Annotated in this window: 15 protein-coding genes and 1 pseudogene; 7 read left to right on the plus strand and 9 right to left on the minus strand. The window is 59.5% G+C overall.

Annotated features, from left to right (window positions below):
• Window positions 1–244 precede the first annotated feature (244 nt).
• The 6 genes from ACQKEK_RS12845 (at window position 245) to ACQKEK_RS12870 (ending at window position 6,616) form a co-directional block, all read left to right on the plus strand.
• Window positions 245–1,642, plus strand: a complete 1,398-nt coding sequence (locus tag ACQKEK_RS12845; RefSeq protein ID WP_319299209.1) for an aromatic ring-hydroxylating dioxygenase subunit alpha — start codon at window positions 245–247, stop codon at window positions 1,640–1,642.
• Window positions 1,643–1,716: 74 nt separating this feature from the next.
• Window positions 1,717–2,292, plus strand: coding sequence for a 3-phenylpropionate/cinnamic acid dioxygenase subunit beta (locus tag ACQKEK_RS12850; RefSeq protein ID WP_319299210.1), 576 nt, complete (start codon window positions 1,717–1,719; stop codon window positions 2,290–2,292).
• Window positions 2,293–2,350: 58 nt separating this feature from the next.
• The gene (locus ACQKEK_RS12855) at window positions 2,351–3,658 is read left to right on the plus strand and encodes an amidohydrolase family protein (RefSeq protein ID WP_392633772.1); all 1,308 of its coding nucleotides are present in this window, start codon (window positions 2,351–2,353) and stop codon (window positions 3,656–3,658) included.
• A 67-nt stretch (window positions 3,659–3,725) separates the two neighbouring features.
• On the plus strand, window positions 3,726–4,646 hold the full coding sequence (locus ACQKEK_RS12860; RefSeq protein WP_021207983.1) for a VOC family protein: 921 nt from the start codon (window positions 3,726–3,728) through the stop codon (window positions 4,644–4,646).
• Window positions 4,647–4,690: 44 nt separating this feature from the next.
• Window positions 4,691–6,274, plus strand: a complete 1,584-nt coding sequence (locus ACQKEK_RS12865) for a phytoene desaturase family protein (RefSeq protein ID WP_021207984.1) — start codon at window positions 4,691–4,693, stop codon at window positions 6,272–6,274.
• 108 nt (window positions 6,275–6,382) lie between these two features.
• Entirely contained in the window at window positions 6,383–6,616 is a 234-nt protein-coding gene (locus ACQKEK_RS12870; protein WP_021207985.1) for a hypothetical protein, read from the plus strand.
• A gap of 103 nt (window positions 6,617–6,719) precedes the next feature.
• Here the strand turns inward: ACQKEK_RS12870 and ACQKEK_RS12875 are convergent, their stop codons facing one another.
• From ACQKEK_RS12875 to ACQKEK_RS12895, 5 genes and pseudogenes are all read right to left on the minus strand, one after another.
• A complete protein-coding gene (locus tag ACQKEK_RS12875; protein ID WP_042928773.1) occupies window positions 6,720–7,076 on the minus strand; it encodes a hypothetical protein in 357 nt (118 codons plus the stop codon).
• Between the two features lie 66 nt (window positions 7,077–7,142).
• Window positions 7,143–8,396 carry an MFS transporter gene (locus ACQKEK_RS12880; protein WP_042928772.1) on the minus strand — a complete coding sequence of 418 codons (1,254 nt, stop codon included), beginning with the start codon at window positions 8,394–8,396 and terminating at the stop codon, window positions 7,143–7,145.
• A 46-nt stretch (window positions 8,397–8,442) separates the two neighbouring features.
• Window positions 8,443–9,228 carry an SDR family NAD(P)-dependent oxidoreductase gene (locus tag ACQKEK_RS12885; RefSeq protein WP_042928771.1) on the minus strand — a complete coding sequence of 262 codons (786 nt, stop codon included), beginning with the start codon at window positions 9,226–9,228 and terminating at the stop codon, window positions 8,443–8,445.
• A 71-nt stretch (window positions 9,229–9,299) separates the two neighbouring features.
• Window positions 9,300–10,331 (minus strand): hypothetical protein, encoded by a 1,032-nt coding sequence (locus tag ACQKEK_RS12890; RefSeq protein ID WP_042928770.1) that lies wholly within the window; start codon window positions 10,329–10,331, stop codon window positions 9,300–9,302.
• A gap of 50 nt (window positions 10,332–10,381) precedes the next feature.
• Window positions 10,382–11,657, minus strand: a pseudogene (locus tag ACQKEK_RS12895) (cytochrome P450).
• Window positions 11,658–12,082: 425 nt separating this feature from the next.
• On the opposite strand from ACQKEK_RS12895, the gene ACQKEK_RS12900 reads away from it, so the two are divergent.
• Window positions 12,083–12,745, plus strand: a complete 663-nt coding sequence (locus tag ACQKEK_RS12900; protein WP_042928769.1) for a TetR/AcrR family transcriptional regulator — start codon at window positions 12,083–12,085, stop codon at window positions 12,743–12,745.
• Window positions 12,746–12,785: 40 nt separating this feature from the next.
• On the opposite strand, the gene ACQKEK_RS12905 is transcribed toward ACQKEK_RS12900, so the two are convergent.
• The 4 genes from ACQKEK_RS12905 to ACQKEK_RS12920 form a co-directional block, all read right to left on the minus strand.
• A complete protein-coding gene (locus ACQKEK_RS12905) occupies window positions 12,786–14,387 on the minus strand; it encodes a phytoene desaturase family protein (protein WP_042928767.1) in 1,602 nt (533 codons plus the stop codon).
• A 497-nt stretch (window positions 14,388–14,884) separates the two neighbouring features.
• On the minus strand, window positions 14,885–15,703 hold the full coding sequence (locus tag ACQKEK_RS12910; protein WP_021207993.1) for an SDR family NAD(P)-dependent oxidoreductase: 819 nt from the start codon (window positions 15,701–15,703) through the stop codon (window positions 14,885–14,887).
• A gap of 36 nt (window positions 15,704–15,739) precedes the next feature.
• On the minus strand, window positions 15,740–16,558 hold the full coding sequence (locus ACQKEK_RS12915; protein ID WP_021207994.1) for an enoyl-CoA hydratase/isomerase family protein: 819 nt from the start codon (window positions 16,556–16,558) through the stop codon (window positions 15,740–15,742).
• On the minus strand, window positions 16,555–17,526 hold the full coding sequence (locus ACQKEK_RS12920; RefSeq protein WP_021207995.1) for a VOC family protein: 972 nt from the start codon (window positions 17,524–17,526) through the stop codon (window positions 16,555–16,557). Before ACQKEK_RS12920 ends, ACQKEK_RS12915 begins: the two co-directional genes overlap by 4 nt.
• Window positions 17,527–17,577 lie beyond the last annotated feature (51 nt).

Consider the following 17,577-nt stretch of genomic DNA (forward strand, 5'->3'; position numbering starts at 1 on the left):
GCTCCTTGTTCTTAGATCGGACAGACATAGGTCTATTACTCAGCGTTTTTGTCGCAGTCACCGCCATGCTCAATAAATGGTTATGAAAGCGGCAAAAAAACGCGATAGGCGAGCACATATCGCGACGCATCCATCTATTGATCCATGTCAATTGCCGAGAGGAAATCACGTGGATACTCGGCACCACGCTGCACATTTATTCGTTTTCTGTGCAACGAAATAATAACAATGGATGGAGAGCGCAATGGCTACCAACACGAATCCGGTCTTGAGTGACGGGACTGCAGTGTCTGACCTCATCGACATGGAAACTCATGAAGTGAAGATGCGGACACTGTCCGACCCCGAGCTTTATGCCCTGGAAATGAAAAAGATCTTTGCCAAAACCTGGGTTTTTCTCGGCCACGAAACCGAGATACCAAATAAAGGAGACTTCATCGTCCGGGACATGGGTTCCGATTCGGTGATTGTCGCCCGCGCCGGTGACGAGCAGATCCACGTTTCCCTGAATGTCTGTCCGCACCGAGGTATGAAGATTTCTACGGTCGATGGGGGCAACGCCGCTGCCCATGTGTGCATCTACCACGGCTGGACCTTCAGGCCCAACGGCGATTTCATCGCCGCGCCGATGGAGAAAGAGTGCATGCATGGCAAAATGCGCACGAAGGCCGAGCTCGGCCTGCACAAGGCCCGCGTGTCGATCTACGGTGGCTTGATTTTCGCCACTTGGAGCATTGACGGCCCGTCCTTCGAGGATTTCCTGGGCGATGCCAAATGGTATTTCGATACTCTCTGGTGCCGCACCACCGCTGGCATGGAAGTGCTCGGCCCACCGCAGCGTTTCATCATTCGCGCCAACTGGAAAACCGCCTGCGAGCAATCCGCGTCGGACGGTTTCCACACCCTGACCCTGCACCGCTGGCTGGGCGAGGTCGGCCCCTACGCGAAGAAACCGGATGCCGAAGGCAAGGGAGGCGACCTCAGCCCGGAAATGTACGGCGTCGAAGTCTGGACCGAACATGGCCACACCATGCGCTGCATCGAACTGGACCGCAAGATCCAGCGCCTCACCGGACGCGATCCGTCCACCATGAGCGCCGAGGAAAAACTCACCCTGCTGCCACCACCGGGCATCACCCGAGAAATGGTGCCGGAGCTGCTCGAGCGCTTCAGCCCGGAGCAACTGCACGTCATGAGCTGGCGTCCGCCGCAGGTGGGCAACTTCTTCCCTAATGGCCTGTTCGAGTTCATCTACCTGCCGCAGCCGGACGGCACCGTGCTCGGCGCCATGGCTCTGCACGCCTATATCCCCAAAGGGCCGGACAAGCTGGAATTCGTCAATTGGATCCTCGCCGAGAAGGATACCCCGCCGGAAATCAAGGCACGCATGCTGCGCCAATCGATCCAGTTGCTCGGCACCTCCGGCATGGTCGAACAGGACGACTCCGACACCTGGCCACATATGACGCTGGCGGCCAAGGGAGCGATGAGCGAGGACATCACCCTCAAGTATCAGGCCTTGTACGAAGACGACGCCAAGCCCGCCGACTGGCCCGGCCCCGGTCATGTCGGCGAGGGTTTCACCAAGGACGATACTCAGTGGCAGTGGTGGAAATACTGGCACGCGTTGATGACGGCTTGACCGCCCCCATCCTCGTACACCCTGTCCGGCTGCGCAGCGCGGCCGACTGCACGCACAGCCTCACGGAGATCGCCATGAACGATTTACAAACCCTGCTTGCCCCCACACCCCTACCGTCAACCGATCGCAGCAAGCGCATCGCCAGCGGCAGCCCCCTCCATAGCGAAATCGTCGACTTTCTTTACGACGAAGCGGAGCTGCTGGACACCCTGCAACTCAAGCAGTGGAGCGAAATCCTGACTCTGGATATCGAGTACAACGCACCGCTGCGCCTCACCCGTCCCAACCGCCAGCAACAGCAGACCGTAGTGCGCAACGTCCAGCATCTGCACGAGAGTCATGGTTCGTTGATGGTGCGCATCATGCGCATCACCGACACCCGCAGCGCCTGGGGCGAGGACCCGCCCTCGCGCACCAGGCGCCTGGTCAGCAACGTCCGCGTGTTCGGCACCGACAAGGCCGACGAATACAAAGTGCTGAGCTACCTGCTGGTGACCCGCAGCCGCTTCGACTTCGACGACTTCGACCTGATCCCCTGCGAACGCCACGACATCCTGCGCCGCGAGAACGGCCAGCTGAAACTGGCGCGGCGCGAAATCCTGCTAGATCAGGCGGTGATCGGCACCCCGAACCTTGGCATTTTTCTTTGATCGGCCCGACTGGGGTTAAGGCTGCAGCCGCTGCGGCCAACCACGGAGAACAACAAGCATGAAACTCGAAGACATGATCCTCGTCAGCGTAGACGACCACGCCATCGAACCGGCCGGGGCCTTCGACCGCCACATGCCGGAGCGCTTCAAGGGGCGTCAGCCGCATGTCGAGCAGCACGGCGGCCGCGACGTCTGGGTATTTGAAGGCCAGGCCACCGGCTACATGGGCCTCAACTCGGTAGTGGGCCGGCCCAAGGAGGAGTACGGCATGGAACCGCTGGGCTACGAGCACATGCGCCGCGGCACATGGGACATCAAGGCCCGGGTCGACGACATGAGCGCAAACGGCATCCTCGGCTCGATCTGCTTTCCGACCTTTCCCGGCTTCGCCGGCCAGCGCTTTCAGAACCATCCAGACCGCGCCGTGTCCCTGGCCGCGATCCAGGCTTACAACGACTGGCATCTGCACGACTGGTGCAACTTCGCACCGGGCCGCTTCATTCCGCTGATGCTGGTGCCATGGTGGGATATGCAGGCCGCCGCGGCCGAAGTCCAGCGCATGGCGAAGCTTGGTGTACATGCATTGTCGTTGTCTGACAATCCAGTGCTGCACGGTTTCCCTTCGATTCACAGCGACTATTGGGATCCGCTGTGGAGGGCCTGCGCCGATAACCAGGTGGTGATCTGCTGCCACATCGGCACCGGCATCAAGGCCGAGCACGCCTCCGACCTGTCGCCGATCGACGCCTGGATCACCTCCATGCCGATCTCCATCGCTAACTCGGCGGCCGATTGGATTTGGGCGCCGATGTGGAACAAGTTCCCGGACCTGCGCATGGCCCTGTCCGAAGGCGGCATCGGCTGGATTCCCTATCTGCTGGAACGCGCCGACTTCACCCACCGCCATCACCACGCTTGGACCAATGCCGATTTCGGCGGCAAGAAGCCCAGCGATATCTTCCGCAAGCACATCATCACCTGCTTCATCGAAGACGATTTCGGCTTGCGCAACCTGCCGGACGTGGGCGAGGACATGGTTACCTGGGAATGCGACTACCCACACTCCGACTGCACCTGGCCGTATTCGCCGGAAGTGGCTTGGGAAAGCCTGCGCAAGCTCCCCGAGGCGACCATCCACAAGGTCACCCACCTCAACGCCATGCGTGAGTTCTCCTACGACCCGTTCTCCCTGCTCGGACGGGACAACTGCACGGTCGGCGCGCTGCGCGCCCAGGCCACGCACGTCAATATCGAGCCCGCATTGGGCATGGGCGGGGCTGCGCCCAAGCGCGAGAAAGGCAAGCCGGTGACCTCCGGTGACATCAACGCGATGTTCGCCCAGGCGGACGCCCAGACCGCGTTGTAGGAAAGGCCAAGGCGCCCTCCCGGGCAGGCTGGGAGGGGACGGCTCAAGACAACGACACGAGGCCAGCATGGACATCATCGGCATTGGCTACCTGGGCTTCGAAAGCCCGAACCTGGACGCCTGGCACGAGTACGCACCGCAGGTACTTGCCCTGGGGCTGGGCAACGCCCCGGCGGGCGACCCCGACTCCCTGTACCTGCGCAGCGACGACCGCCGCCACCGCATTGCCTTCCACCCCGGCCCCGTCGACCGCATCGCCTACATCGGCTGGGAAGCGCGCGGGCGACAAGCCTTCGACGCGGCGGTGGCGCGCTTCTGCGACGCCGGCGTGGCCCTAGAGGTGGGTAACGCCGCCCTCTGCGAGATACGCGGCGTGCGCGAGCTGGTGCGGTTCCGCTGTCCGGCGGGCTACCGCCATGAACTGTTCTACGCGCAGAAATGGACGCCCCGCTCGTTCGTCCCCGGCCGTCCGCACGGCGGCTTCATCGCCGGCGAGCGCGGCGTAGGCCACATCGTCCTGATGACTCCGGATTACGGCCCGGAACTGGAAGCCTTCTTCATCGACCTGATGGGCTTTCACTGGTACGGCGCCGGCGCCGGCAAGGGCCGCACCGGCTTCTTCCGCGCCAAGCTCAACGACAAGACCAGCCATGACATCGCCTTCGGCCACGCTCCCGGCATGAAAGGCGTGCAACACATCGGGCTGTTTGTCAGAAGCCTGCGCGACCTCGGCGAAACCTACGACATCGTGCGCAAACGCGAGCTGCCGATGCAGATGACCCTCGGCCAGCACAGCCAGGATCCGCACGTTTCCTTCTACCACTTCAGCCCGTCCGGCTTCGCCGTGGAGTGCATCCACGAACTGCAGCCCTGGCACCACGACGGCTTTGAGCTGAACCCCGAGCACCTGAGCGTCTGGGGCCATGAGCGGGTCGGACCGATCCTTGGCCCCAGCGTCATGCCCGTGGAGCGCTACCCCGACGACTGAGCGCGCGAATCCAACACCAACATCGACAGAAAAAGGACAAGAAGATGAGCAAGACCTACGACATCGTCATCGCCGGTGGTGGCCACAACGGCCTGGTCGCCGCCTGCTATCTGGCCAAGGCCGGGCGCAGCGTGTGCGTGGTGGAAAAGAATGACAAGGTCGGCGGCGGGGTCATGACCCGCGAACTGACTGTGCCCGGCTTCAAACATGATGTCTGCTCGGTGGCACATACGCTGCTGCAAGCCAATCCGCTGCTGCGCAACGACGAACTGGAACTGAAAGCCAAGTTCGGCCTTACATACATCAATCCCGACAAGATGACCGCGATCTTTTACGACGACGGCAGCACTTTGGAGTTCTATACCGACCTGGAGCGTACCTGCCAGGCTATCGCCAAGTTCTCCGAGCGCGACGCCGACGCCTATCGTCGCTTCAACCATCAGGTATTTCAGAACCTCGACATGCTTGTCATGGGCATGTTCAATACGCCGCCCAGCGCCTCGCACCAGGCGTTGATGATGGAGCAGAGCCTCGTTGGCCAGGAACTGATGCGCACCCAGGCGATGAGCGCATGGGACTACATCAGTGAATGGTTCGAGAACGACAAGGTCAAGATCGCCCTGGCCCGCTATGCCTCCGAGGCGATGATGAATCCGTTCGATAACGGTACCGGCTTCGGCTTTTACATCATCCTGCCGCTGATGCACCGCTATGGTGTAGGCATCCCGGTCGGCGGCTCCGGCGCCTTTGCCGATGCCCTGCGCGCGTGCCTGGAGCATCATGGCGGCGAAGTGCGGACCGAAGCACCGGTCAAGCAATTTAAGATCGAGGGCGGCAAAGTCATTGGCGTAATCCTTGAGAGCGGCGAGGAGATCCTGGCCCGCCAGGGGGTGATCTCCACGCTGCACGCAAAGCAGGTGTTCCCCGACATGGTGCCCGGCTGCGAATTACCCGAAGGCTTCGAGCAGCGAATCCGCACCCTCAAGCACAGCAGCTTCCAGCCGTTCAACATGCACGTCGCCCTGCGCGAGGCACCGCGCTACAAGGTCGGCCCGGCGGTGGACGATTTCTTCTGGGTGGAGCGCTCGCATTCCGACCCAGAGGAGTTCGCCCGGGCCTTCCGCGATCTGGAGTACGGTATCCCGCGCCGCGACTTCATCGCGTACGTGACCCAGGACACCTACGACAAGACCCGCGCCCCTGAAGGCAGTCGCGTGCTCAACATGTACGCCTTCTGCCCCTACAACCTCAAGGGAGGTGCCCAGCGCTGGGACGACATCGGAAAAGAGGTGGCCCACTCCTTCCTCGACGACCTGCGCAAGCTCACCACCAACATGGACGACGACAACATCCTCGGCTTTTCCTGGATGACTCCGCTGGACATCGAACGCCACAACAACGCCATGATCGGCGCCGACATCCTGCACTTCGGCTCATACTCCTGGCAGATCGCCGGCAACCGACCAGCCCCTGGCTATGCCCAGTACAAGTCACCGGTCGAGGGACTCTATATGGCAGGCGCCAGTACACACCCGGGCGGCGGAGTAACCGCAGCATCCGGCCGCAACGTCGCACGCGTATTGCTGGAAGAATATGACTATGATTTCGACAAACTGGTCCAAGCATGAACCGTCGCCGACTAATCACTCCTGCCAGATACGCGCACCGTGTCTGCGAGGCACAGACAACGCATCGCCGCTGAGACGCGGTAATCTCGTCGGGGAGCGCTTTAAACGATGAAGATATTCAGCAAAGAAGGCGTGGAAATGATGGACATCAAGTCCATCTCCCGCGATGGCGAGCGATTGATAGTCAAAGGCAAGGTCATGGGCGCCATGAGCACTACCCTTCTGATCAAGCCGGAAGATTGCTGGCAAGCCGCTCGATTGCTAGGGTTGCGCGTGATTATGTACCTGCCGCTGCTGCTGCTAAAAGGGTACTGGTCGTTACGCAAAAAGGATGTAGCCTAAATATCGGGTTCGCAGAAACCAACCGAACAAAATTGGCGGAAAAACACAGACAAGGGGCGGCATCCCGCCTCTTGCTTGCTCATCAGCCTCTACACGGCTGATATCAGTTCTTGATGAAATAACGCACCCACAGCCTGCCGCCGTCGAAGCGGTACAGCTCAATGGTTTCGATACCACCATTACCGTCACGCATTGCGTTGTAGTGGTAGCACGCGGCCTCTTCACCGTTAATGATGGTTTCCCTGACTTCGATGCGGCAGCGCGGTTGTTGCTGCGCCCACATCCCTTCGAGGATTTCCCAAGAGTCCGTCGGCAGCGGTCGTCCCACGAATTCAATGCTCAGACCGCTACGAGTCACGCTGCGGTAATGCTCGAAAAAACCTTCCTTGTCGCCGTTGTTCCAGCACTCCACTTGGCCATGCAGGAAGCGTTCGATAGCTTGTTTTGCCTCGTCACTCATTTGATTTCCTCGTTTCGATGAAGGCAGCTGTACCCGCCGGTCATGGTTAAAGCCTGGGCAGTCGCCTCAGGCGGTTTGCTGTTGGCGGGCGCGATATGCCGGCTCCATCCTCAGCCAGAGCAAAATCGACGGGCCAACAATCGCGAAAACCAGACAGCTCGTCAGCACAGCGGAGTAACCGTCATAAAGCTCGAACAGGTAACCAAAAAGCATTGGCACCATGCCTGAGACAACGGTAATCAACCCCAAGTGCAGGCCGAATATGCGGGCGTAGTCCTTGAGTCCGAAATAGCGCGCCATCAGGAACGCCGCCAGGTCGAACTCAGCACCGGCACTCGCCCCGATGGTCAGCGTAGCCAACACCAACAGCGGCACGTTCTGGCCATCGGAAAACAGAAAGATGGCGCAGCCAACCGCCGGCAGAGCCAAGCTGATCGCGGCCACGAGCGATGGCGAATAGCGGTCTAGCAGATAGCCGACCAGCAGCCGCCCGACGATGATCGCGATGCCGAAGGTTCCGAAGACCTGAGCAGCCGTCTGCGCGCTCAAACCTGTGCCTTGAAGCATCGGCACCATATTGGTGACCATACCGACGGTAAGCGACACCGACAGAATCAACGCAACGTTGAAACCCCAGTAGGTTCCGGAACGCAGGGCTTGCTTATATGACATACCGGGCAGTTCAGTGCTTTTATTCTCTGCAGTCTGATTTCGGGCCACAGTCTCCGAGGGCAAGCGCAACCACAGCAACGACAGCGGCAAGGTCGCCAATAGCGGCATCGCACCCAGCGCGAAAAAACCCGCCTGCCAGCCGTACTCCGAAACGAGCCGCGCCACCAGCGGGGGCAAGACCATTGCCATCAGCCCAGTCCCGCAAAGAATGACCGCCAACGCCAGCCCCCGGTTCCTCTCAAACCACAGATTGACCAGCTGGGTCCAGGTGATCGCGATAGTCCCCGCGCACACGATCGGCATCAGAAAAAAAGCCAGGTACAACCAGCCGATCGAACCCTCGATTTGGGTGATCGCGAAATAGCCGATGATTTGCAGCACGATAGAAATGATGGCGACCCGTCGAAGCCCGAAGCGCCGGTACAGCGGGCCAACCAATTGAGTGGAAATGGCGACTCCGGCAAACAGGAACGTGATGGACGCTTGCAGATCGCCCCGGCTCCAGCCGAAGGCCTGTTCCAGCGGGATGACCATGGTCCCGAAGCCATAGAGCAACGCGGCGGTGATGCTGGTGCAGATGCCTACCAAACCAAGCAGCACGATGCGCCAGCCCTGCTTGAACTCATTTGTTTCGTTTGTCGATGTCATGACGAGACTCCTGGCGCACTCCGCGGGCGATGAATGGGTGACGTGGTTAGTGCCCCTTGAGTATTTCATCGATCGGCAGTGAGACCATGGTTGCGCCGCCGTCCACCAGCAGCGACGTGCCGGTTATGTAGGAGGCCTCGTTGGAGGTCAGAAACAGCACGGCATTAGCGATGTCCAGAGCCTGCCCGAGGCGCGCAACCGGGAAATGCTCAGCCAGCTTATGGGGCAGATCTTCGCCCAGCGCTTCGGTCATCCGGTCAGTGCCGATCAGGCCTGGCTCGACCACGTTGACCAGGATGTTCAACGGTCCGAACTCCACCGCCAGCCCGCGTGCGAAAGCGTTCATGAACGCCTTGCTCGAGCCATAACCGATCAGCATCGGCGTGTATTTGCGGTTGGCTTCGCCAGAAGAAATGAAAATGAGGCGACCTTTGTCCTTCGCTTTGGATAAATGCGGCGCGGCATCCTTAGCCAGCCAAAATAGCGATTGGACGTTGCTGCGCACGAGACGATCGATGCTGTCGTCAGTCATCTCGGCGATGAGTCCATGAGGGGCGTCAGCAGCGCAATGCACTACGATATCCAGCGCGCCGAATGCTTCCGCGCCGCCGTCGACCATCGTTTTTATCGCTGTTCGATCAGCGATATCGCCCCCGACCAAACAGGCACTGCCACCGAGCGCGGTGATCTGTTCAACGGTTTCTTCGCCGTATCTCGCTGTCCGGGCCGACACCACGATCTTGGCGCCCTGCTTGGCATATTCCAGGGCAATGGCGCGCCCCATGCCACGGCCGGCGCCTGTGATCAGCACTACTTTGTCGCGGAATTTCATCGCCGTTCCTCATTCTTATTTTTGTTCTTACGAAAGCCGCGATACTTTATGCGCCGCAGCCACCCGATTCGCTATCGGATATCCACGCCAGGGACGTTGCGCGCCGAGCCGTTGCGTCGGTCTGACTCGCCCCAGCCAAGCCAATGCGACGGCTCGCGGCTATCGCCCACCCGACGCCAGCGCCCTTCCTGCTGCGCGGTAACTGGAAAACCGCCAACGAAGTCGATCATTTCGCCCTTCTCGTCCGGCAGAAACTCCCATTCTTCCCTGCCCTCGATGACGATCTTCGCGGACTTGAGGAAATAGCTGCCGTCCTTGTGTTCGGTCTGGCCTTCAATATCAGTGGTGACGCGCACCTCACCTTTTTCATTGTTGAAAATCGCGTAACCGAGGTGGTCGTGGCCCACCATGAACGAGCCAGCATCCCAGCTGCCGTCCTCGTATACCGTGACAAAGGACCACCAGAGGACGTGCTTGTTGTTATTCACCACCAGATCTTTTTTGTAGTGAATGGCGCCCCCTTCAGCCATGTAAAACTGATCGAGTGCAATGGCGCCTTTCACCGGACGGCCCTCGACCACGCCAGCCACATCCCACAGCTGCGATACGTAGAACGTGCCCCACTCCACGCCCGGCAGATACCACTGCAACCCGGTAAGCAAACGACCTTCGAGCTGAAACAGCCCGTCTTCCTTCCAGGTTAACCGTTCACTATTGGCGGTGATTTCCCAGTGATTGCCTTGCTCTGCTGGTTGGTTCGTCCAACGCACGGTGTCGCCTTCCAAGGTCTGGACTGGCATGGGTGTAAGGGCCTGCAGCGCCATCTTGTCGAAATCCATGCGCAGGTTCTTACCGTCCACATGGTTGTTCAAGTATAAGAACTTGGTTGGGTTCGGCGTACCGTTTGGCGCCATCAGCGATCGGACGAAGGAATAGATATTGCCCTCTTCGTCACGGACAGAACCGAACGGCGAGCTCTTGCTCAGCTGCAGTCCAAAAAAACCGCGAGTACCGGCCATGGCGGCACCGGTCACCTTGTGCGGCCCCACCAGCTGCTGAAAGCCGAAGTCTCCGCGTTCTGGAATGGCGTTAAAGGTTCTCATGAGTTCCTCATTTTATTGTCGTGGCTAAAGTACAGGCATAGCCGAGGTGGTCAGTTCCAGATCACCGGGATTGAAGAGACGCCACGCGGTTGCGCACCGCTGATCACGGGCACGGGCTTGCTTGCATCACGGCGGATATTGGGAAAAAGGTCGAGAATCGCGTTGATCGTACAGGTCAGCTCGAGCTTGGCTACGAACTGCCCGATGCACATCTGCGGGCCGAACCCAGCCAAATGACGGCTTGGTCTTGCGGTCGATGTCGAACAAATCAGGGTTCTCGAACGCATCCTCGTCACGGTTGGCCGACACGACCATGCACTGAACGAACGAACCCTTGGGAATCTGCATGCCACCGATCTCGACATCCTTGGACGTCTCGCGAACCTTGAATGTGGCGACAGGCTCATAGCGCACGGTCTCGTCGATCAGCGCGGGTATCAGGTTGCAGTCCGCCCGGATGCGGTCGATCAGCCCCGGAGTGGTCATCATCAGGGTGATCACAGAGCTGCAGGTACGCGTCGTGGTTTCGCCCGCGGCTGGCAGCAATGAACGGACAAAGCTGGTGACCTCGTGGTCATCCAGCATCCGGCCCTCGTGCTCGGCGCGCAGCAACTGACCGATCAGATCATCGCCTTCACTACCTGCGGCGCGGCGCTGGAGAACGACTTCCATGATGGCATCATAAAACGCCTTCACTGCGATGCCCGCCTGGCGACGGGCCTCAGGGGCTTTTGCCGGATCGATCTGATTGCCACCGACCATAGCCAATGCCCAGGCCGCGTACTGGCGGTACTTCTCCGGATCGCCATCAGGGAAGCCCATCAACGCGTACATTTCACGGATCGGAAAGTTGAGCCCGAAGTCCATCAAATCGGCGCGCTTCTGTTCAACCATGAGCTCAAGAAAATGATGGCGGATCACGTAGTCAATCTTGTCGCGCCATTTGTTCACTGTTTGCGGCATGAAGGCTGGCTGCAACAGCGCGCGCACCCGCCGATGCTGCTCACCGTCCATGGCGAGAATGATCAGGCCATCGAAGAACGCGCCCAGTCCTTCAGCGATGAATCCGCTGGTGAAACTGGTCCCGTCCCGCAGGACAGCCATCCCGTCGCTGTACTGGAACAGGGTGAATGTAGGGCGCGTGCCCTGTTGCATTCCGGCGTTCGTCGGTACGCCAAACTGAGCCACGAAATCACCCTCGTATACGGGAGCGTTGTGGCGCATCTCCCGGCTGAGGGCGTGGATGTCCAGATCCGCGCCGCGGTACATTTCGGATACCGCCGAGTAAGCGATTTCCAGATCCATCGCGGTATTTTCGGTGCTCATCAAAACTCTCCGGCCATCGAACAGTGGGGAAGCGAGTTGCCGCGATGCGCTCCAATCCACCGATATTCCTGCCCGCGATGCACGAGCTCAGCGCAAATCGCCAAGCTGATCGCGAGCGTGCAAACCGGAATCAGGTCTTGCTGCGACCAATTCGCCTTAATTTGCAAAGGCTTCGATCAACACCGGTCGGATGGGGTTCGATTGGCATGACGCGTCTCTTGTTTTTATCGTTCACCGCACCAAAACTGTCCGATTCGGAAGCCAGGCGGCTAGTCCCTCACCCAAGTCAACATCAATCCGAACCATGGGCTGAACACTGAAATCGATGGTAGGCGCCTTTGCGGCAATACGTACTTCGATTCGTTTGACCCATGGTCAAACGAACGCCCATCCCCTGGCAGCGTTACGATAAGGAGAATAAGAACGTGAAGAGTCCGGAGCCGGCCGAGTCAGGCAAGCGCAACACTATGAACAAACTGTTAGCTGCCGCGCGCAACGAGTTCGGCAGCAAAGGGCTTGGCGGTGCGAGGGTGGAAACCATCGCGAAGGAAGCGGGCGTCACTAAGCAGCTGGTCTATCACTACTACGGCTCCAAGGAGAGTCTGTTCGTCGCGGTGCTCGATGAATCGTCCGAAAGCATCATGTCCGAGCTGGTAGCGCTGGAAATAGAGCAGCTGACGCCGCCCGCCGCGCTGCGAGCGATGCTTAACCGATTCTTCGACCAGTACTGCCACGACCCACTACTCGGCGCGCTGGCACTGGAGGGCATCCGTTACCACCATGCCCACGAGACCCCGCGCAACCGGTTCTTGGAAATGGCTCCGGGGCTAATTACCAAAGTCGATGACATCCTCCAGCGTGGCGCCGCCACGGGAGAATTCAAGAAGGAAATCAATCCAAGATTGCTTCTTGCCACAGCGGCGCTGGTCACCACCGGCTGGTTCACCAATCGTTATTCGATGTCGACCCTGACCGGACTGAATACCGCCTCACCCGAGGGCATGGCAATCTGGCGGCAACATTCGGCGGATTTCATCCTGGCGGGTATCTCGGTTGCGCCTGGATGTGAAGTACAGGCGCCCCGATAGCGATCCAGAGAAACCCGCATGCGCAGGACGCGCAGCTTGTTCAACTCCCGTATTTGCTTACCTTGGCCAGGTATCTGGCTACGCGCTTGGCCGCGAGACGTCCCGCCATGCCGTTTACACCTCCGCCCGGATGGATGCCGGCACTGCCAAGGTAAAGACCTTCCACTGGCAAGGTATTGCCGCCCAGTCCATGGGCTGGACGCATGGTGCTGGAGCGCAGGGTGGTGGTATCGATATGCACTACGCAGCCATTCACCGTATTTAAACGCGCGGTGAAGTCAGGTGCAGCCTCGATTCGCCGGCCGATGATGTTGCCCTTGAGCCCCTCGACATATTCCGAAGCCTGATCGATTATCTGATCGGCTACACGCTCTCTTATAGCGTCCCAACCTTCCACGGGATTGACCGGCATCACTGGCGGATATATGTATAAAACGTCCTGACCTGCGGGTGCCTGGGACGGGTCCGCCGCGCTGGGAGCTGCCATAGTGATGTAGGGAAGCGTCGGCACTTCACCTCGTATGGAGGCTGCAAAGTTCTCCAGTACGGCCTCCTCGGTACCTATCAGCAGACAGGTGTTGCGTAGGTCAACTCCATCGCCTCTGGCCGCCTCATACCGGGGCACCGATATTTGCCCGCTCAAAGCGACATCCACTTTCAACGGACCGGAGCCTTTGGCGTTGGCCGGTGCCATCGCGATACGCGTCAACAGATAGGACGGAATTTCGCCCGTGCTGACCATTTCCAGCGCCACTTTGGGATGACAGCCGGCTATCACCGCGCGCCCCGTGAATTCGCGGCCGTCGACCAACCGCACGCCCTTGACCCGACCGCCAGCCGAGACGATCTCAGCAACCGATGCGCTGACCAATACTTGGCCACCGAGCTCTTCAAGCCGTGCCTGCATGGCGTTGCTCAGCTTCTGCATCCCCCCCATAACCCGACCAACGCCGAAGCGATGAAGGAAGCCCAGCAACGCGTAATAGATGCCGCCGCCATCGGCGCTTATATCGCCCGCGAGCCCGGTCAGCGCGCACATCGCCGATATCGTCACGGGATGCTCGAAGCGTTCACGGGCGGCTTGATGAGCCGAGCCGGTCATCAGCGCCATCAGCTCGGGTTTGAGCTTGCGGTTCTTCAGCGCAGAGCCTATGACCTTGAACTTGGCCCCCAGATTCAGTTCGGCCGGGTCTGCGCGCATCATCGGCAACGCGATGTCCAGGAACATGTCGATCACGTCCATAAATTTGAGAAATGCCGCTGCGTCAGCTTCGCTGTAGCGTCTGATTTCCGCTGCAGTTCTGTTACGGTCTCGCCAGAAGATTAGCGATGTACCGTCCGGATGCAGGTAGACATAACCCGGCGTCAGCTCTATCGATCTGAACCCGTGCCGTTCGAGATTAAGTTCCTTCGGAACATGGGCGTGAACCCGCATTGACATCATGTCCAGTGCACAGGGATGGACGAGATGCTGGGGCGCCTCGGGGATCAAGTATCCCGAGGAAGCCATTCCGCCGACTTTGTCCAGGGCTTCAAGCACCAGTACCTTCTTGCCTTCCAGCCCCAGATAGCAGCCCGCTGACAAGCCGTTCGTGCCGCCGCCGACGATGATGACGTCGAAATCTGTATTTTTATTATTCATTCTTTGTTGGTCCTATCGGATTCCAACAACATTTGCCCAACGCAAAAGCCGTTGCAATCCACTTGCAAGAGTTCGGTTTAGAGCCGCAACATCGGGCAACGTGAACGCGACTGCCCACTCGGCAAAGCCAGGAAAATCGCGTTCAAGCAAGACGGTCAACGGTTTGTCTGTTGCCCATATCTTGGCGCTGAGCAGCACCCTAGCAACAAACGTCACCGGGCAACCCGGCATCCGTTTTACCAACGGTAAAAGAGTCGTAGAGCAGCGACGTGCAATACATTTTCAATAGGACGAGCAGCCCGCAAACAGGCGAGAAATAGAAAACCAAAGCCGCGTCCAGCCCCGCTTTCGAGCAAGCTCGCGCCTACCAAAGGGGCAGCGCGGGTAACCTGCCGTATATGCAGCGCAGCCTGAAACGGCCTTCGCGCGCGGACGGTGTCTGAAATGACGATCGACGGAACGCCCGGCTCCCCTTACGTGGGCCGGGCGATCGGTACTTACATGCCTGTTCGCCCCATCTTTTCAAACAGGGCTCGCATGGCTACGAGGGAAGGCGTGTGGCTACTAAAACCACCGTCTGCGACGAGCGTTGTACCGGTCACGAACGAGGATTCGTCAGAGGCCAGGAACGCGACCACATCGGCAATCTGTCTAGGCGTGCCCAGTTCGGCCGTGCAATGGTTGTCACGCATGATTTCCAGCAGCGGCGCGGGCATTTCGTGCTGCGGTGCGAGGCCGATCTGCACTGCATTGCCACGGATCCCTTGCTTACCGTATTGAGACGCGACCAGGCGCGGAAGCATCATCAGCGCCGCTTTGGAGGTCGCATAGCCAGTCAGCGACATGTCGCCCTGCATCCCCAACCCGGAGGTGGCGAAAATGATCGAGCCTTTGCCCTGCTCCAGCATCACCGGAATGACGTATTTGGTGCAGAGCACGGAGCCACGCAGATTTACCGCTATAGCGCGGTCGAACGCTTCCATATCCAGGTTGGCCAGATCACGGTCCCGCTGGCGTTGGTCGGCGTTCAGCACGGCCGCATTGTTGTGCAGTACATCGATCCGACCAAATTTCTCCATTACCTGGGCAATCACCGCCTTGACGTCTTCCTCGGAAGAGACATCGGCGCGAAAGCCTTGGGTTGGCATGCCTTGCGCCGATATCAACTCCGCCACTCGGTTGGCGGCGTCGCCGTCGACATCTACTACCGCGACAGAAGCGCCGTGCTCGGCCAGCACCCGAGCGCACTCGGCGCCCAGCCCGTTGCCACCACCGGTGACGATCGCAACACGCCCCGCCAGCTTGCCCATACTCATCTGGTGTTCCTTATTTTGTTGTTAGCCATGCCAATCCTACTCGCCCGTGAAGCGCGGCTCGCGTCGCTCACTAAAAGCTTGCGCTGCTTCGCGCACATCCTTTGTTGGCGCTAGAAGGGCAAACAGGTCGAGTTCGAGATTGAGTCCGCTTTTCAGGTCCAGTTCCAGTGCAGCCCGAGCGGCCTGCTTGACGAAGGCCGACGCCGCTGGCGGCTTACTGGCGATGCGCTCGGCAAAAACTCTGACCTCCTCGACCAGAGTCGCGTTATCCGTAGCCAGGCGGCTAACCAGCCCGATCTGGAACGCTTGGTCAGCATTCATACGGTCACCCGTCAGCAGCATATCGAGTGCGCGCCCCGGCGCCACGACTCGCGAAAGCCGCTGAGTACCGCCACCGCCAGGAATCAGGCCCAGGCCGGTTTCCGGAAGCGCAAAAATCGCGTTGGGGGCGGCGAATCGAATATCGCAAGCCAAAGCAAACTCCAGCCCGCCACCCATGCAATAACCTTGGATTGCAGCGATGACCGGCTTGGCAATTCCGTCGAGCGACTCGATCCAGCGCGAACGCTCCATCCGCTGGCGCACCTGCAGAGAGGTTTCTTCACCGCGACGTTCCTTAATGTCGGCGCCAGCGCAAAATCCACGCTCGCCTTCACCGCGGATGACAATGACCCGCACCTGCGGGTCGTTGTCGAGCAATTGAAGCGCCTGAGGAACACCCTGACGGATGCTGTCGTTGATCGCGTTGATCTGGCCCGGGCGGGTCAATACGACCCAGCCGACCGAGACGCCGCGCTCTACCCGGACTGACTCGTTGATAACCAGCGGTGCCTGCTGATTGACTTCGGCGCTCATACTGAGCACTCCTCGAACTCGAACACCTGGCCATCCAATTCTTTCGGGTCGATTTTGATCAGCGGTTTGCCGCCTACGGCTTCGGACGACTCGATCCACTCGAAGGCCGTACCGCGAGCGCGCAAATCTTCAGCTTTGGCGGCCAGATCGTTAACGCCGATGCGGATGTAATACGGGCCCGGCCCCCAGTTGTTTACATAATGACCGGCGTCGGTATTCCAGTAAGTTGCCTCAAGCACGTCCAGCGTAGCGCTATTGGCGACGGTAAAGCCCATGCGCGCACGGCGGTAGCCTTCAGTTGCAATGTTCTCCACCGGGCAGGAAGGCTCCCAGTCGAGGTTGGTGGAAAGCTTGCGCAGCGTTTCATCGAGATCGCGTACCAAAAAGCCTCGCGCCGTAACACGCACCATGTCACCCGGCTTCTGCTCACGAGGCTGCGCCGGCGGCGTTGCATAGGTTTCCGGCGGCATCTGCAATGGTTCGGTGGGCATGATTTCGATGCACAGGCCGCCGTCCACGGATGGCTCGTAATACGGCTTCTCCGGCGTTGCGCCCAACCACAAACGGTCGAACGGCATTTCCGGTGTGCGCTGAGCCATGCGGAATGGCAGACGACGGCGCATCAATTTGCTGACCAGGGCATCGAACTTGTCGCCATGCAGGGCGAGCACAATCGAGTGAGTGATCATGGGCCGATGGTGGCCCTGGTAGTCCTTCAGGCTTTCCAAAAAATCATGAAACAGCGGGTCGCCTGGATTTGGACGATCCAGATGCCACTGCGGCTCGATACGGGTAGGTGAAACTGCCAGTGACTTGTGTACGCGCAAAAAATGCGCAATGTACGGATGGTTATCGAACGCCTGGCGCCAGCGCTCATGCTTGAAGATGCCGAGCTTATCCACCAGCTTTTCCGTCATCCCGTCCGGATCCGGAACCATCATGTCGGCACTCATCAACAACTCGAACATAACCCTCTCCCTTCAATAGCGCGCCATAGCTCTGGGCTTGGCTTTACAGTC

The organism is Pseudomonas sp. NPDC077408 (assembly GCF_050269105.1).
Taxonomy (GTDB): domain Bacteria; phylum Pseudomonadota; class Gammaproteobacteria; order Pseudomonadales; family Pseudomonadaceae; genus Stutzerimonas.